General features: G+C 67.9%; 15 protein-coding genes and 2 pseudogenes. 7 read left to right on the forward strand and 10 right to left on the reverse strand.

Annotated elements, in window-relative coordinates; genetic code table 11:
• Positions 1–243: 243 nt before the first annotated feature.
• The 4 genes from EX88_RS0121035 to EX88_RS0121050 all read right to left on the reverse strand — a co-directional run bounded on the left by EX88_RS0121035 (position 244) and on the right by EX88_RS0121050 (position 4,021).
• Positions 244–1,008: an endonuclease/exonuclease/phosphatase family protein gene (locus tag EX88_RS0121035; RefSeq protein WP_036149715.1), complete on the reverse strand. Its 765-nt coding sequence runs from the start codon at positions 1,006–1,008 to the stop codon at positions 244–246.
• A gap of 28 nt (positions 1,009–1,036) precedes the next feature.
• Positions 1,037–1,924 carry a thiol:disulfide interchange protein DsbA/DsbL gene (locus EX88_RS0121040; RefSeq protein WP_152566397.1) on the reverse strand — a complete coding sequence of 296 codons (888 nt, stop codon included), beginning with the start codon at positions 1,922–1,924 and terminating at the stop codon, positions 1,037–1,039.
• A 209-nt stretch (positions 1,925–2,133) separates the two neighbouring features.
• A complete protein-coding gene (locus EX88_RS0121045) occupies positions 2,134–2,793 on the reverse strand; it encodes a thiol:disulfide interchange protein DsbA/DsbL (RefSeq protein ID WP_031373951.1) in 660 nt (219 codons plus the stop codon).
• A gap of 325 nt (positions 2,794–3,118) precedes the next feature.
• Positions 3,119–4,021 (reverse strand): c-type cytochrome, encoded by a 903-nt coding sequence (locus EX88_RS0121050; RefSeq protein ID WP_051885386.1) that lies wholly within the window; start codon positions 4,019–4,021, stop codon positions 3,119–3,121.
• A gap of 179 nt (positions 4,022–4,200) precedes the next feature.
• On the opposite strand from EX88_RS0121050, the gene yihA reads away from it, so the two are divergent.
• Both yihA and EX88_RS0121060 read left to right on the forward strand, forming a co-directional pair.
• Positions 4,201–4,851 carry a ribosome biogenesis GTP-binding protein YihA/YsxC gene (gene yihA, locus EX88_RS0121055; RefSeq protein ID WP_031373953.1) on the forward strand — a complete coding sequence of 217 codons (651 nt, stop codon included), beginning with the start codon at positions 4,201–4,203 and terminating at the stop codon, positions 4,849–4,851.
• Positions 4,852–4,987: 136 nt separating this feature from the next.
• Positions 4,988–5,833 carry a tetratricopeptide repeat protein gene (locus EX88_RS0121060; RefSeq protein ID WP_031373954.1) on the forward strand — a complete coding sequence of 282 codons (846 nt, stop codon included), beginning with the start codon at positions 4,988–4,990 and terminating at the stop codon, positions 5,831–5,833.
• A gap of 26 nt (positions 5,834–5,859) precedes the next feature.
• Here the strand turns inward: EX88_RS0121060 and EX88_RS26240 are convergent, their stop codons facing one another.
• Positions 5,860–6,753 (reverse strand): DUF2007 domain-containing protein, encoded by an 894-nt coding sequence (locus tag EX88_RS26240; protein WP_152566398.1) that lies wholly within the window; start codon positions 6,751–6,753, stop codon positions 5,860–5,862.
• Between the two features lie 74 nt (positions 6,754–6,827).
• Positions 6,828–8,480: an alpha-glucosidase gene (locus EX88_RS0121070; RefSeq protein ID WP_235186386.1), complete on the reverse strand. Its 1,653-nt coding sequence runs from the start codon at positions 8,478–8,480 to the stop codon at positions 6,828–6,830.
• Between the two features lie 286 nt (positions 8,481–8,766).
• Here EX88_RS0121070 and EX88_RS0121075 point away from each other — a divergent pair, with 286 nt between their 5' ends.
• The 4 genes and pseudogenes from EX88_RS0121075 to EX88_RS0121085 all read left to right on the forward strand — a co-directional run bounded on the left by EX88_RS0121075 (position 8,767) and on the right by EX88_RS0121085 (position 15,003).
• Positions 8,767–11,574, forward strand: a complete 2,808-nt coding sequence (locus EX88_RS0121075) for a TonB-dependent receptor (protein WP_081931326.1) — start codon at positions 8,767–8,769, stop codon at positions 11,572–11,574.
• A 307-nt stretch (positions 11,575–11,881) separates the two neighbouring features.
• Positions 11,882–12,727 (forward strand): annotated as a pseudogene (locus EX88_RS27525) (MFS transporter); the annotation flags it as partial.
• Positions 12,704–13,321: pseudogene (locus EX88_RS27530) on the forward strand (MFS transporter); the annotation flags it as partial. The pseudogenes EX88_RS27525 and EX88_RS27530, both read left to right, overlap by 24 nt.
• The gene (locus EX88_RS0121085) at positions 13,318–15,003 is read left to right on the forward strand and encodes an alpha-amylase family glycosyl hydrolase (protein ID WP_031373959.1); all 1,686 of its coding nucleotides are present in this window, start codon (positions 13,318–13,320) and stop codon (positions 15,001–15,003) included. The pseudogene EX88_RS27530 and the gene EX88_RS0121085, both read left to right, overlap by 4 nt.
• A gap of 450 nt (positions 15,004–15,453) precedes the next feature.
• Here the strand turns inward: EX88_RS0121085 and EX88_RS0121090 are convergent, their stop codons facing one another.
• The 4 genes from EX88_RS0121090 to EX88_RS0121105 form a co-directional block, all read right to left on the reverse strand.
• Positions 15,454–16,485, reverse strand: a complete 1,032-nt coding sequence (locus tag EX88_RS0121090) for a LacI family DNA-binding transcriptional regulator (RefSeq protein WP_031373960.1) — start codon at positions 16,483–16,485, stop codon at positions 15,454–15,456.
• A gap of 88 nt (positions 16,486–16,573) precedes the next feature.
• Positions 16,574–17,518: an ABC transporter permease subunit gene (locus EX88_RS0121095; protein ID WP_031373961.1), complete on the reverse strand. Its 945-nt coding sequence runs from the start codon at positions 17,516–17,518 to the stop codon at positions 16,574–16,576.
• Positions 17,518–18,246 (reverse strand): VIT1/CCC1 transporter family protein, encoded by a 729-nt coding sequence (locus EX88_RS0121100; RefSeq protein ID WP_036149716.1) that lies wholly within the window; start codon positions 18,244–18,246, stop codon positions 17,518–17,520. Before EX88_RS0121100 ends, EX88_RS0121095 begins: the two co-directional genes overlap by 1 nt.
• Positions 18,243–19,862 carry a peptide ABC transporter substrate-binding protein gene (locus EX88_RS0121105; protein ID WP_161786158.1) on the reverse strand — a complete coding sequence of 540 codons (1,620 nt, stop codon included), beginning with the start codon at positions 19,860–19,862 and terminating at the stop codon, positions 18,243–18,245. The genes EX88_RS0121100 and EX88_RS0121105 overlap by 4 nt, the downstream gene beginning before the upstream one ends.
• A 297-nt stretch (positions 19,863–20,159) precedes the next feature.
• Between EX88_RS0121105 and EX88_RS0121110 the strand changes: the two genes are divergently transcribed.
• Positions 20,160–21,539 (forward strand): glutamate--cysteine ligase, encoded by a 1,380-nt coding sequence (locus tag EX88_RS0121110; RefSeq protein WP_031373964.1) that lies wholly within the window; start codon positions 20,160–20,162, stop codon positions 21,537–21,539.
• Positions 21,540–21,824 lie beyond the last annotated feature (285 nt).

The following is a 21,824-nucleotide window of genomic DNA, read 5'->3' on the forward strand; positions in this document are numbered from 1 at the left end:
AAAAGAAAGTAACCCGCCGCTTTAGTGGCGGAAGCTTTAGGCGTTTGATCCTGATCCTGATCTTGCTTGAGCGATTCGCAACGAGACCGACGCAGCGCGGTCGCGGCTTGCGCCGCTCCTACCCCTGCGACGGCACGCCGCTTCGATGGGCGGCATCGGCACTACTTCTCGGAGCGTCCCGCGGTCGTGGCTCGCGCCGCTCCTACAGAAGAGCGGCATCGCGGCCTTCGCGCAATAGCGAGGCTACTCGGAGCGCAACGCGCTATGCGGGACGTCGAGCTCCAGCGACAGCGCCAGATGATCGGACAGGGCGGCGGGCACGGCGCGGGCGCCGGCGAAGCCGAGGCCGTCGCCGAGCAGGATGTGGTCGATCGCGCGCTGCGGGCGCCAGCTCGGGAAGGTCGGCAGGGCGCTCGATGGCGGTTGCAGGCGGGTGTTGCGGAACAGCGCCTGCATTTCGGGGCGATCGGCCGAGCAGTTGAAGTCGCCCATCAGCACGGCGTGCGGGTGGTCGTGCAGCAGTTCGGCGATGAAGGCAAGTTGCGAAGCGCGCGAGGTCGCGCCAAGCGAGAGATGCGCCACGGCCACGGTCAGGCCGTCGTCGTCGTCCCCGTAGTGGGCGATCAGCACGCCACGGCCGGAGATGCGCCCGGGCAAGGGATGGTCGACGACCTCGCGCGGTTCCAGCTTGCTCAACAGGCCGTTCGCGCTGGAGGCGACGCTGCCGACGCGGCGGTTGGGCTGGTGGCTCCAGTACTCGAAGCCGGCGCGTTGGGCGAGGTAGTGGGTCTGGTTGGTGAAGCCTGAGCGCAGACTGCCCGGGTCGCTTTCGTTGAGGCCGACGATGTCGTGTTCGCCGGCCAACTGGGCGATGGTGTCGAGGCTGCCGCGCTTGTTGCCGGCGGGCAGCACGTGCGACCAGCTGCGCGTCGCGTAATCGCTGTAGCGACGCGTGCTGGAGCCGGCCTGGATGTTCGCGCTGAGCAGGCGCAGCCGGCGTGTATTCATGCGGGGGAGCGTCGGGCGCGCAGCCCGATCAGCCCTTGCTCGCCGGAGCCGGGGCGGCGGCTGCCGGTGCCGGCGTTGCGGCCGGTGCGGTTGAGCCAGCCGGTGCTTCGGCCGGGGCGGCAGCGGGTGCCGCGCCCTGGGTGGCGGCGCGCTCGCGTGCGACCAGGTGGTCGGTGATGCGCAGCATGTCCTCGAAGCTCTTGCCCTTGACCAGGTACTTGCCGTTGACCACCAGCGAGGGGCTGGAGCTGACGCCCGAGCGCTGCATGAACTGTTCGGCGCGCTTGAGCTTGGCGTTGATCGCGAAGCTGTTCATGGTGCCGATGAAGTCCTGCGGCTTGGCGCCGAACTTGGCGTAGAACTGGCCGAACTGTTCGTCGGTGACGCTCTGGTAGGAGAGCGACTGGTCGATGTGGACGGCGCGGAACATCGCCTCGTGCGACTTCTCGAGCAGGCCGAGGGTCTGCGCGGTGTAGAAGGCCTTCGCGAACGGAACCGGGTTGGCGCCGAACGGGCCGGCGATCGGGGTGAACTTGACGTCGGCGGTCTGCTTGGCGCGCCAGTCGAGCACCTGCGGTTCGAACTGCGCGCAGTGCGGGCAGGTGTAGCTGAAGATCTCGGCGACTTCGATCTTGCCGGCAACCGGCTCGTAGGGCTGGCCGGCCGGGATTTCGTCGTAGTCGGCGCCGACCACCGGGGCCGGGCCGGCCGGCGGCGTGGCCACGGCGGCGGGCTGGATCGCCGGCGCTTCCGGCGCTGCGGGGGCGGCCGGTGCGCCGTCGGCCGGGGCTGCGGTCGCAGCGTCGGTGGTCGCCGGGGCGGCGTTGTCGGCCGGGGCCGCGGTTTCGGTCTTGGTGCAGGCGGCGAGCGCGAACAGGGCGCTCAGCACGAGCGGATAGCGGGACAACGAAGCCATACGCGAATTCATCAGGGAAATCTCCGCAATACGTTCAAAGGAAGTGTGGGCATCGGCGCCGGGCTGAAGCGCTCGTCGCGATGCCGACAGGAGCGGCGTTCAGGATAACGGCCGCGGCAGGGAAGGGGGAGTGCAGGGTTCGGCCGGGATGCGGAAGGGGCGAGCCGCCGTGGCGAGTCGCGACCCCAGCACCCCCGCCGTAGTAGCGATCAGCGCTTGCCCGCGCGTTCGCGCGCGACCAGGTGATCGGCGACGCGCAGCATGTCGTCGAAGCCTTTCTGGGTGGTCACGCGGTACTTGCCGGCGACCACCAGCGACGGCGTGCCGTCGACGCCGGCGGCCATGATGAAGGCCTTGGCGCGCTCCATCGCCTTGGCGGTCGCCGGGCCGGCCATGGCCGTCGCGAAGGCCTGACGGTCGGCGCCGTGCTGGGCGTAGAAACCGGCGATTTCGTCGGTCGAGGCGTTCTGGATCGGCAGGCGGTGTTGCTCGTGCAGGGCGCTGAACATGGCCTCGTGGGTCTTGCCGAGCAGCTTCATCGATTGCGCGGTGTAGAAGGCCTGCGCATACGGGTTCCAGTAGCCGCCGAACGGCGCGGCCAACGGCACGAAGTTGACGTCGGCCGGCTGCCTGGCGCGCCAGGCGGCGACCTGCGGCTCGAAATGCGCGCAGTGCGGGCAGGTGTAGCCGAACACTTCGACGACTTCGACCTTGCCCTTGACCGCGGCGAAGGGCTTGCCGCCTTCGATCTCGACGTAATCGACGCCGGCTTCCGGCGCCGGGCCCGCGGGTGCGGCCGCCTTGGGCGCGGCGAACGCGGCGAACGGAAGCACTGCGAGCAGGAACAGGGAGGCCAGGCGTGGATTCATCGGAAAGTCTCGTCGGTGGCGGAATGAACGGGCGTAAAGCTTGCGCCCTCCGGCGACGGCCGGCCGGGCATAAAAAACGCCGGCACCAAGGATAGCGGCCGGCGTCTTCAACAGGAGTATCGGTACGACCCCGGTGTGCGCCAGAAGTTCCACTACCGCGACAAGCGGTGACTGCGGTCACCTTATGCGCGGGCCTGCCTGGGCAGGTCGTCCGACCATGCCGCCTGATCGGGCCCGCTGATCAGGTCGGCTGATCAGGCGCCGCAACGAAAAACGCCGGCCTGTCTCCAGGCCGGCGTTCGTCTGCATCGCGTTGGCGCGAGGCTCAGCCCTGGGTGGGCTGGGCCGGTGCGGCCGCCGGAACGGCTGGAGCCGCGGCGGGCGTCGCTGCCGGGGCCGGAGCGGCCGGGGCGGGTGCTGCCGGTGCGCTGGCGGCCGGTGCGGCCACTGCGGGAGCCGGCGCATCGGCGGCGGCGACGTCGTCGGCGCGTTCGTGCAGGCCCTGCAGGTAGCTCGACAGCGAACCGATTTCCTCGTCGCTGAGCTGCTTGGCGACCGTCGCCATGATGTTGAACAGGTGCGGGTCCTTCTGCGTGGTCGTGCCGGCGCGGTATTCCTCCAGGCGACGCTGCGAGTAGGCGGCCTGCTGGCCGGCGATGTGCGGGTAGGCCGGGCCGGGGTTGCCGGCGCCGCTGGGGCCGTGGCAAGCCATGCAGGCCGGGATGCCGCGAGCCTTGTCGCCGTTGCGGAACAGTTGCTCGCCGACTTCGAAGAACTTCTTGCCCTTGTTGACGCCCGAGGCGATCAGGGTGTCGTCGGCGACGCCGGCGCCGGACTTCTGGGTGGCGAAGTAAGCGCCCAGGTCGCGGGCGTCCTGGTCGCTGAGGGCGTCGGCGAAGGGCTTCATCGCCGCGGCCATGCCGGTATTGCGCTCGCCGCTCTTGAACAGGGCGATCTGGTGGGCGATGTAGCGCTCGCTCTGGCCGGCCAGGCGCGGGTACTGCGGATCGGTCGGGTTGCCGTCGAGGCCGTGGCAGGCCGCGCAGGTGCCGGCCTTGGTCGCGCCGGCCTTGACGTCGCCCCAGGAGGCCTTCGCCGCGGCGTTCAGCGGCGCGGTCTGGACCGGCTCCTTGTCGGGAATCGGCGTGACCGTGGCTTGGGCGTACGCAACGGCGGCGGCCGCGAGAGCGGCGAGGCCGACGAGGCCTAGAACGCGGGCTTGGCTCATGTAGCTGGGCTCCGAACTACTGGCTTGCTGGGTGGCAGGCTGAAAGGGGCGTACTGGGGACCGGACTGTGCGCAAGCTGCCGCCACCGGAACCTCGGAATTATCTTCGCCGGCCCCGACCGGGTCAACGCGGATTCAGTCTGCGGCACGCCGAAGGGTGGGGCGTGCGATCCTAATGGCATGAACAATCCCCTCGCCCGTGCCCGTTACCTGCTGTCGGCGCACAACGTAAAGCAGCTCCCGCCCGACGGCGGCTACGAGGTCGCCTTCGCCGGCCGCTCCAATGCCGGCAAGTCCAGCGCCCTCAACGCCATGTGCCAGCAGAACGCCCTGGCGCGGGTGTCCAAGACCCCGGGCCGGACCCAGCAGCTGGTGTTTTTCGACGTCAGCCCCCTGTACCGCGGCCCCGAGCCCGCCCCGGAGCCCGACCGCTTCCTGGTCGACCTGCCCGGCTACGGCTACGCCAAGGTCCCGCAGAACCTGCAGGCCCACTGGCAGGCCTTCCTGGACCGCTACTTCGGCACCCGCGAGGCCCTGCGCGGGCTGGTCGTGGTGATGGACATCCGCCACCCGCTCAAGGACTACGACCGGCAGATGCTCGGTTACGCGGTCGAACGCGGCCTGCCGGCGCATGCGTTGCTGACCAAGGCCGACAAGTTCGGTCGCGGCCAGCAACAGCAGCAGCTGATGATGGTGCGCAAGGAACTGAGCTCGGCCTTCGGCGACACGGTCAGCGTGCAGACCTTCTCCGGCGAGTCCAAGCAAGGCGTCGAAGAGGCCTGCGCGGTGGTCTCGCGCTGGCTCGAACTGGTCCCGCCGCCGGCCGCCTGAGCCGGCCGCGCCGTCGGCCAGCCGATTCTGTTTCAGAAGCCGCTGGCCGCTCCGCCCGCGCCGACTGCGTTACTCCCTGGGTAGAAGGGCTTCCGCGCGACCTGCGCGGAGGGCGATCTTCGGCTCAAGGAACGAGATGGACACGATCACCGACCCCCAGACCATCCTGGCTGCGGGCGCCTATGGCACGGCGCTGCTGTTCTTCGCCTACGGCGCCTATGCGCTGCTCAAGACCCGCAACGCCGAGCAGAACAAGAACGTGCGCTGGTACCTGGGCATCGGCGCGGCGGTGGTGGTGGCGATGATCGGCTTCGACACCCTCAAGAGCTGGCGCAGCGGCGAGCGCGTGGTGCCGAACGTCTACCTGACGTTCTCGCCGCGCTTTTCGGCGATCGACCTGCCCGACCCGGAAATCATCTACCGCGGCCAGGCTTTCCCGCCGAACGCGGCCATCGAGGTCGCCGACAACAACAGCAGCATCAACATCTCGGTCGATTCGATCATCAAGAAGGTCGAGGACTTGCAGCAGAACAACCGCGACCTGCAGAACGCGGTCGGCAGCGCCGCGCTCGCCAATCAAGCGCCGGAGCTGGCCGACGAGATCGCCGCGGCCAAGGCCGGGGGCGAGGACGCCTGCGCCGGTGGCGATGCGACTCTGTGCGGCTGGAAGCAACTGTCGGAAGGCAAGCTCGACAGCGCGCAGGAGACCTTGACCCAGGCGGTCAAGGACACGCCGGCCAGCAATCCCAAGACCCGCGCGACCGCGTTGAGCGGGCTCGGCGAGATCTACGTGGGGCAGGGCCGCATCGCCGAGGCCCAGGTGGTGCTCAGGAAGGCCGCCGCGCTCGGCAACGAGGGGGCGAAGAAGCGCCTGGACACGTTGGCTCTGCCGCCGCCGGAGCGGCGTTTGCAGCCGGTGCCGACGGTGACGCGCGAGCAATTGCGCCGCGAAGTGCGGGCGGCTCAGCCCGGGCGCGGCTGAGGCCCGGGCGATGACGCGCGCTGCCGCTATGGCGTCGGCAGCGGCCTGCTCGCGCTGATCTCGCCGCGCGGGTCGTAGTCGCGCGCGGTGTCGCGCACGCCGTCGCCGTCGCTGTCGAACTCGCCGCTGACCGGGCGGTTGTCGACGTAGTCGATGTGTTTGATCAAGTTGCCGCGTTTGTCGAACCATTGTTCGTTCTGCAACACGCCGCGCTTGGCGGCTTGCTGCCAGTCGACCTGGCCGTCGCCGTCGTAGTCGGCGTTGCGGCCGGCGAGTTGGCCGTTCTCGTAGCGGCTGGCGGTCTCGCGCACGCCGTCGAAGTCCTGGTCTTCCTCGATCTCGGTCGCCAGCCCGCGCTCGTCGTAGTGGGTGCGTTGGTCGACCTCGCCGTCGCTGTTGCGGTCGGCATCCACGCGTTGCAGGCGCTCGCCCTCGAAGACCAGGGTCTCGTCGGGCCGGCCGTCGTCGTTGTAGTCGACCGGCTGCTGGCTGGCGTGCGGTTGCATGGCGATGCCGGTGGCGATGGCGCCGCCGAGGGCGCCGGCGATCAGGGCGAACACGATGCCGCCGAGACCGGCGCCGGTGTGGCGCGAGGGCAGGCGTTGGTTCAAGGGGCGATAGAGATTTCCGCCCTCCACGTGCGCCGGCGTGTCGTCGTCGCCGTAGTCGCGATCGACTTCGTCTGCATCGTCCTGGTCGTCGAGCGGTACGGCCGTATCCTGCCACGCCTGGATGATGGTGCGTGCGCGCTCGGCGTCGTCGTCGGCGACTTCGAGCCGGACCGCGCCGCCGACCGGCAACAGGCCGGCGCCGCCTTCGAGGGCGCCGCCGAACACGAACGAGCGGATGCCTTCCTCCGCCAACAAGCCGCGCACGAGCTGCGCGTCCGCCGAATGGGCGGCGTGGTAAACGATCTGCATTCGGCGTTCCCCCCGGTCGCGGACGTCCTGCCGCGAGACCGGAGTATGCCGCCTGACCGAAGTGTGCCGCGAGCTCAGCCGGTGGCGCGCGCGGCGAACACGCCGTAGGGCGGCAGGCGCAGGCGATCGCCGGTCCGCTCGCCCGAGGGCAGGCCGTGGCCGTGGTCGATGTGCCAAGTGCCGGCTTCGGACAGATTCAATTCTGCCTCGCCGCCGCCGAGGTTGAAGGCCATCAGCACCGCGTCGGCGCCGCTGCCGCGGACGAAGGCGATCACCGGCTCGTCGCTGGCGAGAAAGCGGATCGCGCCGTCGAGCAGGGCCGGCCGGGTCTTGCGCCACGACAGGAAACGGCGGAAGCGGTTCAAGGACGAATCCGGGTCGTGCTGCTGGCGGGCGACGTCGAGGCCGCGATGGCCCTCGGCGATCGGCAGCCACGGCGTGCCGGTGCTGAAACCGGCCTGCGGCGTGCCGTCCCACGGCATCGGCGTGCGGCAACCGTCGCGGCCCTTGAAGGTCGGCCAGAAGGCGATGCTGAAGGGGTCGCGCAGCGCCTCGAACGGCAGCTCGGCTTCAGGCAGGCCCAGTTCTTCGCCCTGGTAGACGCAGACCGAACCGCGCAGCGAGCACATCAACGCGCTGAGCATGGAGGCGAAGTGCGCCGGCTTGTCGCCGAGGCCCCAACGCGAGACCACGCGCTGCACGTCGTGGTTGGAGATCGCCCAGCACGGCCAGCCTTCGAGCATGCGTTCTTCGAGCGCCTGCGCGGTGCCGCGGATATGGGCGACGCTGTAGTCCTCGGTCAGCAGCTCGAAGCTGTAGCCCATGTGCAGGCGGCCGTCGCGGGTGTATTCGTCCATGGTCGCCAGCGAGTCTTCCGAGGAAATCTCGCCGAGCGACACCGCGCCTGGATAGCGGTCGAGCAGGTTGCGCAGCTCGGCCAGGAAGTCGAGGTTCTCGGGCTGGTTGTTGTTGTAATAGTGGTATTGGAAAGCGTAGGGGTTGTCGGGGCTGAAACCGCGCCCGACCCGCAGCTCGCGCGCCTTCGGCGGGTTGTCGCGCAGTTGCGCGTCGTGGAAACAGAAGTTGATCGCGTCCAGGCGCAGGCCGTCGACGCCGCGGTCGAGCCAGAAGCGCACGTTGTCGAGCACCGCCGCGCGCACCGCCGGGTTGTGGAAGTTCAAGTCCGGCTGCGAGGCCAGGAAGTTGTGCAGGTAATACTGCTGGCGGCGCGGTTCCCAGTGCCAGGCGACGCCGCCGAAAAGCGACATCCAGTTGTTCGGCGCGGTGCCGTCGGGGCTGGCGTCGGCCCATACGTACCAGTCGGCGAACTCGTTGTCGCGGCTTTCGCGGCTGCGCTTGAACCACTCGTGCTGGTCGGAGGTGTGGCTGAGGACCTGGTCGATCATCACCCGCAGGCCCAGCGCATGCGCCTTGGCGAGCAGGCGGTCGAAGTCGTCGAGGTTGCCGAACAAGGGGTCGACCGCGCGGTAGTCGGCGATGTCGTAGCCGAAATCGATCATCGGCGACTTGAAGAACGGCGAGACCCAGATCGCATCGACGCCGAGGTCGGCGACATAGCCGAGCTTGTCGATGATGCCGGGCAGGTCGCCGACGCCGTCGCCGTCGAGGTCGCGGAAGCTTCTGGGGTAAATCTGGTAGATCACCGCGCCGCGCCACCAGGCGTGTTCCTGCGATGCGGCGGGGATCGGAAGATTGACGGCTGACAAGAGGCGCCCCTGATGGCGTATGCGGTCTTCGTGCTGCACTGCCGCGATGGGCGCCAGCTTAGCGCCGGGCGCGTTCGCGGCTCGCCGGCCTGCATACGTATTCATGCCCAAACGACCGATGAAGTGCGACATGAATGCGACTGCCGGTCATGAATACGTATGCATAAACCGCAGCGGGCGCGATCGCTTGCCTAACATGCGCCTCAGACCGATGGCGTACGTCGCCTAGGCAACCGCAGCACGCCGCAGTGCGCGCGCGGACGGCACACAGCTACTGGAGGGGAGCATGTCGAGAACGAACCGGGCTTCATCGAACCAACAACGCCACCTGTTGACCGTGGCACTGGCCTCGTTCGGCCTGTGCAACTCGTGGACGGTCTGGGCGGCCGATGCGCCCACCGCGCAGGACGCACCGGCCGCGGCCAGCGCCGAAGCGGCGCCGACGAGCGCGGCGCACGAACTCGACGCGGTCCAGGTCACCGGCAACCGCCGCGTGCAGTCGATCCAGAAATACGCCGGCACGATCCAGTCCTTCAGCGGCGAGGATCTGACCAAGCTCGGCATCAACACCGATTTCCGCAACCTGCAGGCGGTGGTACCGGGCCTGCAGATCACCCGCCAGGAAGGCAAGTACGAGATCTTCCTGCGCGGCATCGGCGCGGCCGACTCGGACTTCTCCTCCGACCCGTCGGTGGCCACCTATTACAACGGCATCTACCTGCCGCGTCCGCGCTCGATCGGGCCGATGTTCTTCGACGTCGACCGCATCGAGGTCAACAAGGGCCCGCAGGGCACGGTGCGCGGCCGCAATGCGACCGGCGGCTCGATCAACGTGATCTCCAAGCGCCCCGAACTGGGCGTGACCAGCGGCGGCCTCAAGGTCGGCGCCGGCAACCACGACTTCACCACCGCCGAGGGCGTGCTGAACCTGCCGATCGGCGACACCTTCGCCCTGCGCGCGGCGCTGTTCGACGAGGAGCGTTCTTCCTACATCAAGAACGGTTATCCCAGCTCGTTGTTCCCGGCCGAAGGCCCGGGCGCGCTCGACAACCAGGCCGCGCGCCTGTCGATGCTGTGGGAGCCGAACGACAAGTTCTCCGCCTACGTCATGCTCGACAAGGTCAGCGAGCGCGGCACCGGCGACCCGGGCCTGTTCGCCGAACGCGGCCTGGCCGCCGGCTACGACATCGACGACCTGTCCGACCCGTTCCGCCAGTACTTCCGCACCCAGGGCAAGACCAGCAACGACATCGAAGGCGTCGCCGGCACCTTCACCTATGCCTTCAACGATGCGGTGTCGGTGGAGTTCAACACCTCCTACCGCAAGTACGAGTTCGACAACCGCAACGCCTCGCGCGAATGGCAGCTCGGCCCGGTCTATCCGGGGTCCGAACGCGAGGCCTATCACAACCCCGAACGCCTGGCCTGGTACGACACCTTCTATCAGTCCGACAAGTCCAGCTCGACCATCAACGAGCTGCGCTTCTTCGGCGACACCGGCAAGCTGATCTGGTCGGCCGGTCTGTTCAATTACGAAGAGAAGTACGACTACACCTCGTGGGACGTCGGCAACGGTTACTTCGGCGACTGCGACTGGTGGCGTCCCGGCACCGTCTGCGGCTGGCAGGACGGCCTGGGCGGCGAGAACCGCGGCGACGACTCCAAGGTCGAGTCGAACGCGGTCTATGGCGATTTCAGTTTCGCCGCGACCGATTCGCTGCGTCTGATCGGCGGCGTGCGCTACACCCGCGACAAGAAGACCGCGCGCGAGTCCAACGTCAAATACCAGTTCGTGATTCCGGAGGAATTGTTCCAGCAGTTCACCGGCCAACCGATCAACACCGCGACCAATCCATACACCACTGGTCTGGTACTGGGCTCGCCCGGCTTCCAACTGGCGCCTCCCGGCCGCCGCGGCGGCGGCGACCCGAGTATCTGCACCGGTTGGTCGCCAGCCGAGCTGCGTTGCGGCCCGGGCGCGAATTCGCTCGACTATTTCCTCGGCGGCATCCAGAACTTCGGCGCGCAGGACAACTGGTCTCAGTTCCTGACCCGCAACCGCGACCAGATCGACGTGATCGTGCGTTCCGACTTCCCCGGCGGCAAGAGCGTGGACGTCTACGAGGACAGCTACGTCGACTGGCGCGTGGGCTTCGAGTACGACCTCAACCCGCAGGTGATGCTGTACGGCACGGTGTCGACCGGCACGCGTTCGGGCGGCATCAACCGTCCCCTGCTGCTCAACGACGGCAGCGCGCTGGCGCCGACCTTCGAGCCTGAAGAACTGACCTCGTACGAAGCCGGCATCAAGGGCGATTACCTGTGGGGCGAGACCCCGGTGCGCCTCAACGCCTCGGTGTTCTACTACGACTACCAGAACAAGGTGCTGCAGAACCTGATCGACGTGCCGGCGCCGACGCCGACCAACCCGAACGCGACCAGTCGCCAGGTCTTCAACGACAACGCCGCCAACGCCAGCGTGCTCGGTCTCGAGCTCGAAGGCCGGGTCGGCCTGCCGCACGGCTTCAACCTGGGCTACAACTTCACCTACCTCGACGCGACCTTCGACGACTCCAAGGTGCTCGACACGCGTTCCGGCGGCCTGGGCCTGATCGTGCCGCTCGATGGCAACCGCCTGCCGAACACCTCCAAGTACAACGCCAACCTCAGCCTGTCGCAGACCATCGACATCGGCCGCGGCGCGCTGAACTCGTTCGACTGGACGATCAACCTGACCTACCGCTCCGACTACTACCTGACCGCGTTCAACAGCCGCGGCTTCGGGTTGGACGCGGCCGGCAACGTCATCGAGATCCCGCTGGCCGACATGCCGTTCAACAACGGCTCCAACCCCGCCGCGGGCGGTGGCCCGGCCAATGGCATGGCGATGCGCGACGACGTCGGCGGCTTCACCACCGTCAACGTCTCGGCCGGCCTGAATTTCGGCGAAGACAGCCAGTTCCGCATCGACGGTTTCGTCTCGAATCTCACCGACGAGGTGTATTCGGGCAAGGGCTTCGTCAACAACGCGACCAACATCCGCTACCTCAACACCCCGCGGATGTACGGGATCCGGTTCTCGTCGCAGTTCTGAGACCGGAAGCGGAAGCAAAATCCCAAGGGCGAGAGCAAATCCCCCCTAACCCCCCTTTGTCAAAGGGGGGAAGGGAACGTGGTTTCGGGTGGAGCGTTGTCGTTTGCATAGCGCTCCGTTGCCCGAACAGCGCCGCTCCGCTCGTCTTCCCCCTTTGACAAAGGGGGATCGAGGGGGATTTGCTTCTCCCGCCACCGCGTCGCCTCACCGCGCGGCGCTTCATGCCAGTATCGAGCCCATGACCGAACGCACCGAGCGCAGCGCCACGTCCCGCAAGCCGCAGCTGTCGTTCTGGCAGATCTGGAACATGTGCTTCGGCTTTCTCGGCATCCAGTTCGGCTTCGCCCTGCAGAACGCCAACGTCAGCCGGATCTTCCAGAGCCTGGGCGCGCCGATCGACGACATTCCGATGTTGTGGATCGCCGCGCCGCTGACCGGGCTGATCGTGCAACCCATCGTCGGCTATCTGTCCGACCGCACCTGGACCGGCCTCGGCCGCAGACGCCCGTATTTCCTGATCGGTGCGGTGCTCGCCACCCTCGCGCTGTTGGCGATGCCCAACTCGCCGACCCTGTGGATCGCCGCCGGCCTGCTGTGGGTGCTCGACGCCTCCATCAACATTTCGATGGAGCCGTTCCGCGCCTTCGTCGGCGACCAGTTGCCGACCTCGCAACGGCCGAGCGGCTATGCGATGCAGAGCTTCTTCATCGGCGTGGGCTCGGTGGTCGCCAGCGTGTTGCCGTTCGCGCTCGCGCACCTGGGTGTGGGCAATACCGCCGGGCCCGGCGAGGTGCCGGACACGGTGCGTTACGCCTTCTATTTCGGCGGCGCCGTGCTGCTGCTGTCGGTCGGCTGGACCGTACTGCGCACCCGCGAGTATCCGCCGGACGCTCTGCAGTCCTTCGACGACGCTTTGCCCGAACCGCCGCGGCCGAACCGCGACCGCGTGCGCTGCGCGCTGTTCGGCGCCTCCTGGCTGACGGTCGGCGGTCTGGTCGCCACGACCATCTCGATGTGCGGGCTCGATCGCCAGTTGTACGTACTGGCCGGCCTGATCGGCGCGTTCGGCCTGGCGTTGATGGTGCGCGGCATGATCGGTGCCGGCGGCGGCTTCGCCACGGTCATGGACGATTTGCACTCGATGCCTTCGACCATGGTGCGCCTGGCGGTGGTGCAGTTCTTCTCCTGGTTCGCCCTGTTCGCGATGTGGATCTACACCACGCCGGCGGTGACCCAGCTGCATTTCCTCAGCAACGACACCACCTCGGCGGCCTACAACGAAGGCGCCAACTGGGTCGGCGTGCTGTTCGCCGCCTACAACGGTTTTGCCGCGCTCGCGGCGGTGGTGATCCCGTGGATGGTGCGGCGCTGGGGCCTGCGCTGGAGCCATCTGTGCAACGTCAGCCTCGGTGGGCTGGGCCTGATCTCGATCGCCCTGATCCGCGATCCGCAATGGCTGCTGCTGTCGATGCTCGGGGTCGGCTTCGCCTGGGCCTCGATCCTGTCGCTGCCCTACGCTCTGCTGTCCGACAGCGTGCCGGCGACCAAGATGGGCGTGTACATGGGCATCTTCAATTTCTTCATCGTCATCCCGCAATTGGTCGCGGCCAGCCTGCTCGGTTTTTTGCTGAAGACCTTCTTCCACGGCGAACCGGTCTGGGCCCTGGCGATCGGCGGCGTCAGCCTGTTCGTCTCCGGCCTGTGCGTGCTGTGGGTGCGCGAACCCGGCACCGGAGCGGCGGCATGAGGGTCTTGACGCTCGCTGCGCTCAGTCTCGTCCTCGCCGGTTGTGCGCACGGCGCACGCGACACCGCGCCGGCACGCGAGTACTACGGCACGCTCGAACCGATGGCCAGCGATGCGGTGTACTTCGTCGTCACCGATCGTTTCGTCGACGGCGACCCGTCCAACGACCAGCGCGAACAGGGCGGGCCGGACCCGCGCACGCGCAGCTTCGATCGTCCGGTGCCCGGTATGCCGGTCGGCGAGAGCGACAACATCGGTTACCTCGGCGGCGACTTCAAAGGCCTGCTCGACAACGCCGGCTACATCCGCGACATGGGCTTCGGCGCGGTCTGGCTGACTCCGATCGTCGACAACCCGGACCAGGCCTTCACCGGCGGCGACGCGGTGACCTGGGGCGGCGCCTTCCAGGATCGTGGCAAGACCGGCTATCACGGTTATTGGGGCGTGGATTTCTATCGTCTCGACGAACATCTGCCGAGCCCCGGGCTCGATTTCGCCGGCCTCACCCAAGGGCTGAAGCGGCACGGCCTCAAGACCGTGCTCGACATCGTCGCCAACCACGGCTCGCCTTCGTTCACCATGCCGGCCGACCAGCCCAAGTATGGCGAGATTTACCGCGACGGCGTGCTGGTCGCCGATCACCAGAACCTGGCGCCGGAGCAACTCGACCCGGCGCGCAATCCGCTGCATCGGTTCTTTCATGCGCAGAAGGACCTGGTGCAGTTATCGAACCTCGACGACACCAATCCGCAGGTGCTCGACTACTTCGTCGGCGCTTACTCGCAATGGATCGACCAGGGCGCGGACGCCTTCCGCATCGATACCATCCGGCACATGCCGCATGCGTTCTGGAAAGCGTTCGCCGAACGCATCCGCGCCAAGCGTCCGGGCTTCTTCATGTTCGGCGAAGCCTTCGACTACAAGGCAGAGAATATCGCGCCCTTCACCTGGGCCGAGAACGGCGGCATCAGCGTGCTCGATTTTCCGCTCAAGGAAGGCTTGGCCGAGGTGTTCGGGGTCAAGGAGGCGGGCTACGAGCGCTTATCCCCGCGCCTGTACCTGCGCGACGGCCCGTACGCGAACCCGTACGAGCTGATGACTTTCTACGACAACCACGACATGCCGCGCCTGAGCGCGAGCGACGAGGGCTTCATCGACGCGAACAACTGGTTGTTCACCGCGCGCGGCATCCCGGTGATCTATTACGGTTCCGAGATAGGCTTCGAGCGCGCTCGCGCCGAGCATGCCGGCAACCGCAATTATTTCGGTCAGGAACGCATCGACGCCGCCAAGGCGCATCCCATCCATGCCGCGCTCAAGCGCATCGCCAAGGTTCGCGAGGCCTCGCCGGCCTTGCAACGCGGCCTGCAGTTGAATCTGCTGCTGCGGGGAGAGCGCGCCGCGTTTTATCGTGTCTACCAACACGCTGGGCAGGCGCAGATCGCTCTGGTGTTGCTCAACAAGAGCGAAGGGCCGAACACGTTCTGGATTAGCGATTACCTGCAGGCCGGGCGTTGGCGCGCGGCGCTCGGCGGCGGCACGGTCGAGGTCGGCGAGGACGGCGTGATCGAGGCGATCGTGCCGGGGCATGGGGTTGAGGTGTATCTGCTCGATGCGCCGGTGCGGCGGGCGGATTTGGCGGCGGCCTTGGATGAGGCGATGGCGCATGCGCGGCGGCGTTGAGCCGCGATCTATGGCGTGTCGTCTTTCCCTGTAGGAGCGGCGTGAGCCGCGACCACGGGACGCGGATAACTAAAGATGCCGACATCGCACATCGAAGCGATGTGCTGGCGCAGGGTAGGAGCGGCGCAAGCCGCGACCGCGCTGTAACGGGTTTGCGGCGTCTCGTTCAAGCAAGATCGGGATCAAACGCTAAAAGCTTCCGCCACTAAAGCGGCGGGTTACTTTCTTTTGTCTAAAGCAACAAAAGTCCGTCTGGATTTCTTTACGGCAACGGCAACGGCAACGGCAACGGCAACGGCAACGGCAACGGCAACGCCGGCGGAGAGCCAATGCCGGTGTCGATCTCGGTCGCGCCTTCCTGCCCAGCATCCCCGCCCGAAGGATTCCCCCCTTTGTAGAGGGGGCTAGGGGGATTTGCTTTTTGCTCGCAGCTCTGCGTGCGAGCTGGGCTTACTCCGCGCCGCAGGATTTGCGTACCACCAGCGTCGTGGGCAGGCGGATGCTGTGCGCTTCTTCGTCGCGGACCAGCTTCATCAGGGTGTCGACCAGCAGTTCGCCGGCCTGTTTGGTGTCCTGGAAGATCGTGGTCAGGGGCGGGTGGGCGACGCGGGCCATGGGGATGTCGTCGAAGCCGATCACCGAGACGTCTTCGGGCACGCGCAGGCCGTGTTCGGTCAGGGCGCGCATGGCGCCGAGGGCGATCAGGTCGCTGGCGGCGAACACGGCATCGAAGGGCAGGCCGCGCGCAAGCAGTTCGCGCGCGGCGTCGTGGCCGGCGTCTTCGGAGCTTTCGGCGTCGACCTGCAAGGCGCGGTCGAGGGGCAGGCCGGCTTCGTTGAGGGCGCGCTCGCAACCGAGGAAGCGGTCGAGGAATTCCGGGTAATGACTGGAGGCGTCGCCGAGAAACGCGACCCGGCGCCGGCCCAGGCCGACCAGATGGGCGCCGGCCTGATGGCCGCCGCCGACGTTCTCGCAACCGATCGACAAGCCCGGTTGATCGGGCAGCACCGCGCCCCAGCGCACGAAGCGCGTGCCCTGTTCGACCAGTTTCTGCAGCTTGCCCTGGTAGGCGAGGTAGTCGCCGTAGCCGAGCAGGATCAGGCCGTCGGCCTTCATGCTGTCTTCGTAGTCGGCGGCCCAGTCGTCGGACAGTTGCTGGAACGAAATCAGCAGGTCCTGGCCGTGGCGCGCGCAGGCGCGGGTGATCGAACCGAGCATGGACAGGAAGAACGGGTTGATGTGCGACTCGTCCGGGGTCGGGTCCTCGAACAACAGCATCGCCAGGGTGCCCGAGCGCTGCCGGCGCAGGCTGGAGGCGTGGCGGTCGACCTTGTAGTTGAGCTCGCGCACCACCGCTTCCACGCGCTTGCGGGTGTCGGCGTTGACCAGCGGGCTGCCGCTGAGCACGCGCGACACCGTGGCCTGCGAAACGCCGGCGAGGTGGGCGATGTCGACCGAGGTCGCCTTGGACTTCTTGCGCATGGCGCTGAGTGTAGCTGTGAAGCCGGGGCTCGGGACTGAGCGCTCGCTTCTAGCCGGCAGCTAAGCTCTTGATTCCCGATTCCTGCCCCTAATCCTCCAGCCGCGGATCCATCCACCCGCGCAAGGCGTCGACGGCGGTATTGATCGCCACGATCAGCGCGCCGATCACCAACACCACGCCCAGGACCAGGGTGTAGTCGCGGTTGAGCGCGCCCTGGACGAAGTAGCGGCCCATGCCGGGAATGCCGAACACCTGTTCGACCACGGCCGAGCCGGTGACGACGTTGATCAGCGCCGGCGACAACCAGGCCACCACCGGCAGCAGCGCCGGTTTCAGCGCATGCGCGAACAGCAGACGCGTTTCCGACAGGCCGCGCGCGCGTGCCGCGCGCAGGTAGTCGGCCGACAGCACGTCGAGCATCGAAGCGCGGGTCAGGCGCGCGCAGTAGGCGATGTTGGGCAGGGCCAGGGCGATCACCGGCAGCACCACGTTGTCCCATTCGCCCCAGCCGCCGGCCGGCAGCCAATGCAGGGTCACGGCGAACAGCAGCACCAGCAGCGGCGCGACCACGAACTTCGGGATCGCCAGGCCGAGCCCGGCCAGCAACATCAGGGCGCGGTCGGTCCAGCCGCCGGCACGCAGCGCCGCCCACACGCCCAAGCTCACCCCGAGCAGCAATGCCAGCAGCAGGGCCAGGCCGCCGTTGAGCGCCGACACCGGCAAGGCGTTGGCGATCAATTGATTGACGGTGTAGTCCGGGTATTGGAACGACGGCCCGAGGTCGCCGCGCGCCGCGTCGCCCAGCCAGGCCAGGTATTGCATCGGCAGCGACTGGTCGAGCCGGTACTGCGCATCGAGCGCGGCCTGCACTTCCGGCGGCGCGACTTTCTCCGCGTCGAACGGCCCGCCCGGGGCGGCGCGCAAAAGCACGAAGCACAGCGTCGCCAGCAGCCACAGGGTGATGACCGCTTCCAACACGCGCGAGCCGAGTCGGGCGATGACAGGATGACCGCTGCGGTTATCGGCGCCCATCAGACGGTCACGTCGAACAATCGGCCGACCAGGGACGCCGCGGCCATCGCCAACGCCCCCCAGAACGCCACGCGCGCGGCGCCGCGCAGGATCGGTGCGCCGCCGGCCCAGGCCGCGAGCCCGCCGGAGATCGACAGCGCCACCAGGGTGGTCGGGATCGCGACCGCTTCCAGGCGACCCGCGGGCGCCGCCAGCACCGCGGCGATCGGCAAGGCGGCACCGACGACGAAGGCCAGGGCCGACGCGAGTGCGGCTTGCACCGGGCGGGCGCGCAAGGTCTCGGTGATGCCGAGCTCGTCGCGGGCGTGGCTGCCGAGCGCGTCGTGCGCGGTCAGCTGGCGCGCGACTTCCTGCGCCAACTCCGGGGTCAGCCCGCGCTGGACGTAGATATGGGCGAGTTCGGCCAGCTCGCTGTCCGGGTCTTCTCGCAGTTCGCGCCGCTCCACCGCGATGTCGGCGCGTTCGGTGTCGGCTTGCGAACGCACCGATACGTACTCGCCGGCGGCCATCGACATCGCCCCGGCGACGGTGCCGGCGATGCCGCTGGCGAGGATCGCCGCCGGCGACGCACCGCTGGCGGCCACGCCGACCACCAGTCCGGCGACCGAAACGATGCCGTCGTTGGCGCCGAGCACCGCCGCGCGCAGCCAGCCGACGCGTTCGGAGCGGTGGGTTTCGCGGTGCCGTCTGCGTGCTTCGGCTTGGGCGGAGGGAGAGCGTGGGGTCATGGCGTCAGGCTCAGCCAGCGGCTCGCGTGCCGGTCCAGCGCGTTCGACTCGAAGCCGCCCACGCGTCGCGACACCAGGTGCTTGGAGCTGTAGAAATACAACGGAATCGCCGCGTCGTCGTTGAGCAGGCGCTGCTCGGCGGCGCGCAGCCAGGCGTTGCGCGCGGTTTCCGACTTCGCCGCATCGGCCTTGGCCAGGCGCTCGCGATAGGCCGCGCTGTCGTAGCCCATCCAGTTCAAGGGGCCGTCGCTGCCGAACGCGGCCAGGAAGTTGCGCGCGTCGGCGAGGTCGCCGATCCAGCCGCCGCGGAACACCTGGGTGATGGTGCGTTGCTTGCGGTTCTGCACGAACACTTTCCATTCCTCGTTGCGCAGGCGCACCTGCACGCCGAGGGTTTGCCGCCACATCGCCGCGACCGCCAGGGCGAGGCGGCGGTGCGGCGTCGACGTGTTGTAGCGCAGCTCGATCACCAGCGGCTTGTCGCTGGAATAACCGGCGTGGCGGTACAGCGCGCGCGCATGCGCTTCGCGCTGCGCTTGCGGCCGCGTCGCCCAAGTCGTGGTCGCAGGCGTGTAGCCGGCGATGCCGGGCGGCACGATGCCGTAGGCCGGGGTTTCGCCCAGGCCGGTGACGTAGCGGGTGAGCTTGTCGCGATCGATCGCCATCGACAGCGCGCGGCGCAGGGCCAGAGCGCGGTCGTCGCAGTGCTGGGTGGCGCAGGCGTCGCTGCGGAACGGCGGCCGGGTGACGTTGAGCCCGAGCCAAAACGCGCCGAGGTAAGGCGACAGGCGCAGTTGCGAGCCGAAGCGCGCGCGCAGCGAGGCCAGCGGCTGCGGCGGCACCACCTCGGTGATGTGCAGGTCGCCGGCGGCGAAGCGTTGCAGCTCGGCGGCGGCGTCCTCGGTGACCTGGAAGCGCACGCGTTCGATCGCGACCGCCGCGGCGTCGTGGAAGCGCGGGTTCTTCTCCAGCAGCAGATTCGCCTGCGGCGTCCACGCCGCGAGCCGGTAGGCGCCGTTGGACACCAGTTGCCCGGGCCGGGTGTGCTGGGCGCCATGCTGCTCCACGGCCGGCAGGTACACCGGAAACGCGATCGGCAGGGTCAGCAAGGCCGGCAACGAGGCGCTGCGGTTGAGCCGGAAGCGAACGCTGCGCGGGTCCGGCGCCGACACCCCAAGCCGTTCCGGCGGCAGTTTGCCGGCCTGCACGGCTTGGGCATTGTCGAGCGCATCGAACAATTCGCCGAACGGCGCCGCGGTGGCCGGCGCGAACGCGCGGCGGAAACTGGCGACGACCTGGCCGGCGTCGATCGGCTCGCCGTTGCTCCAGCGCAAGTTGTCGCGCAGGACGAAGGTCCAGCTGCGGCCATCGGCCGACACCGACCAGTGCTCAGCCATGCCCGGCACCAGGCGGCCGCGCGCGTCCTCGGTCACCAGGCCTTCGTACAGATCGCGCAGGACGTTGCCGCAGGCGACTTCCTGGCAACGGTGGGCGTCGAGCGTGCTCGGTTCGGGGCCGTTGCCGCGTTCCAGTTGCGATGGCGCCGCCTGCGCCAGCGCCGCCGGTGCCCACAGCGCTCCCCACAGCAGCGCCCTCGACAGAAGGGACCCAACCACGCGCACCCCCGACAGGGGCATTCCTAGCAGATCGGCCAGCGACACGGCTGCACCATAGCGTTGCAAGGCGGGCGTTGTTCGGTGCAAGGCTGGGTCTACACTGCCGGGGTCTTGCGATTGTAGGCGACGTCCCGCATATCCAGACCGTGATTCAGACGATGTTGCAAGCGGCCGGCCTTCGTACAGCGAGGCGCCGGCCGTGGCCGCTGGACCGTTTCGCGACGGCCGGCGGCCCTCCGCGCCAGATGCGCGAGCAGGGCATCCCGCCTTGCAGCAGGTTTTACCAGCGAGGTGGATGTGTCCGGTCCCAGCCAAGTCAAAGATATTGAGATTCCCGATATCAAGGGCGGCGGTCGCGCCATGCTCGTCGAGTACCTGGCCTCGGGCGCGCGCCCGGACTCGGACTGGAAGATCGGCACCGAGCACGAGAAATTCGGTTTCCGCACCGACGACCTGCGCCCGCCGACCTTCGACGGCGAGCGGGGCATCGAGGCCTTGCTGAAGGGGCTGGTCCAGTTCGGCTGGACGCCGGTCGAAGAAAAGGGCCGGGTGATCGCCCTGACCCGCGACGAGGCCTCCGTCTCGCTGGAGCCGGCCGGCCAACTGGAACTGTCGGGCGCGCCGCTGGCGACCCTGCACGACACCTGCGTCGAAGCGGCGACCCATCTGCGCGAAGTGCGCACGGTGGCCGAACCGATGGGCCTGGGCTTCCTCGGCATGGGCTTCCAGCCCAAATGGCGCCGCGACGAGATGCCGTGGATGCCGAAGGGCCGCTACAAGATCATGCGCGAGTACATGCCCAAGGTCGGCTCGCTCGGCCTGGACATGATGACCCGCACCAGCACCGTGCAGGTCAACCTCGACGTGCGCGACGAGGCCGACATGGTGCGCAAGTTCCGCGTCTCGCTGGCCTTGCAGCCGATCGCGACCGCGCTGTTCGCCGACTCGCCGTTCACCGAGGGCAAACCGAACGGCTATCTGTCCTATCGTTCGCACATCTGGACCGACACCGACCGCGACCGCACCGGCCTGCTCGACTTCGTGTTCGAGGATGGTTTCGGTTACGAGCGTTATGTCGACTACCTGCTCGACGTGCCGATGTACTTCGTCTACCGCGATGGCGAGTACATCGACGCCAGCGGCCAGTCGTTCCGCGATTACCTCGACGCCAAGCTGCCGGCCTATCCGAACCAGCGCCCGACCCTGAAGGATTGGGCCGACCACACCACGACCGCGTTCCCGGAAGTGCGTTTGAAGAAGTACCTGGAGATGCGCGGCGCCGACTCCGGCCCGTGGAACCGCATCTGCGCCTTGTCGGCGTTCTGGGTCGGCCTGCTGTACGACGCCGAAGCGCTCGATGCGGCCTGGGACCTCGTGCTCGATTTCACCCCGGCAGAGCGTCATGCCTTGCGCGACGGCGTGCCGCGGCATGGTTTCCAATTGCCGTTCCGCGACAGCAACGTACTCGAACTGTCGCGCCGCGCGCTGGAGATTTCCGCGCACGGGCTGAAGCGTCGCGCGCGTTTGAACGCTAATGGTGCCGACGAGTCGATCTACCTGGAACCGCTGATGGAATTCGTCGCGATGGGCAAGAGCCCGGCCGAGCGCAAGCTCGAGTTGTTCCATGGGGCGTGGGGTGGGAATGTGGATCCGGTGTTCAAGGAATTCGCGTACTGAGTTCGCTCGGCGGAGCGCACCCTCGGTCGCGGCGACATAGCCCCTGTAGGAGCGGCGTGAGCCGCGACCCAGGAACGCGCAGCGACCGCATCGTCGTCGCCTTCGGCTGAAGCCTTGGACTATCGCAGGGTAGGAGCGGCGTCCCACAGGGATTTCCTTCTGTTACAAGCCGCGACCGCGTTGCTTGCCGTTGGGATGTTTCACACCGCAGAGCCGTAAAGCAACATCTAGAGCTTCCGTCCGCTGACGCGGCCGGGTTACTTTCTTTTGCTGGCCCAAAAGTCC

The sequence above is a fragment of the Lysobacter antibioticus genome, from assembly GCF_000731095.1.
Classification (GTDB): domain Bacteria; phylum Pseudomonadota; class Gammaproteobacteria; order Xanthomonadales; family Xanthomonadaceae; genus Lysobacter; species Lysobacter antibioticus_B.

Coding starts and splice junctions, on each gene's coding strand:
- EX88_RS0121035 (WP_036149715.1), bottom strand. CDS start 1,008: ATGAATACACGCCGGCTGCGCCTGCTCAGCGCGAACATCCAGGCCGGC.
- EX88_RS0121040 (WP_152566397.1), bottom strand. CDS start 1,924: ATGGCTTCGTTGTCCCGCTATCCGCTCGTGCTGAGCGCCCTGTTCGCG.
- EX88_RS0121045 (WP_031373951.1), bottom strand. CDS start 2,793: ATGAATCCACGCCTGGCCTCCCTGTTCCTGCTCGCAGTGCTTCCGTTC.
- EX88_RS0121050 (WP_051885386.1), bottom strand. CDS start 4,021: ATGAGCCAAGCCCGCGTTCTAGGCCTCGTCGGCCTCGCCGCTCTCGCG.
- yihA (WP_031373953.1), top strand. CDS start 4,201: ATGAACAATCCCCTCGCCCGTGCCCGTTACCTGCTGTCGGCGCACAAC.
- EX88_RS0121060 (WP_031373954.1), top strand. CDS start 4,988: ATGGACACGATCACCGACCCCCAGACCATCCTGGCTGCGGGCGCCTAT.
- EX88_RS26240 (WP_152566398.1), bottom strand. CDS start 6,753: ATGCAGATCGTTTACCACGCCGCCCATTCGGCGGACGCGCAGCTCGTG.
- EX88_RS0121075 (WP_081931326.1), top strand. CDS start 8,767: ATGTCGAGAACGAACCGGGCTTCATCGAACCAACAACGCCACCTGTTG.
- EX88_RS0121085 (WP_031373959.1), top strand. CDS start 13,318: ATGAGGGTCTTGACGCTCGCTGCGCTCAGTCTCGTCCTCGCCGGTTGT.
- EX88_RS0121090 (WP_031373960.1), bottom strand. CDS start 16,485: ATGCGCAAGAAGTCCAAGGCGACCTCGGTCGACATCGCCCACCTCGCC.
- EX88_RS0121095 (WP_031373961.1), bottom strand. CDS start 17,518: ATGGGCGCCGATAACCGCAGCGGTCATCCTGTCATCGCCCGACTCGGC.
- EX88_RS0121100 (WP_036149716.1), bottom strand. CDS start 18,246: ATGACCCCACGCTCTCCCTCCGCCCAAGCCGAAGCACGCAGACGGCAC.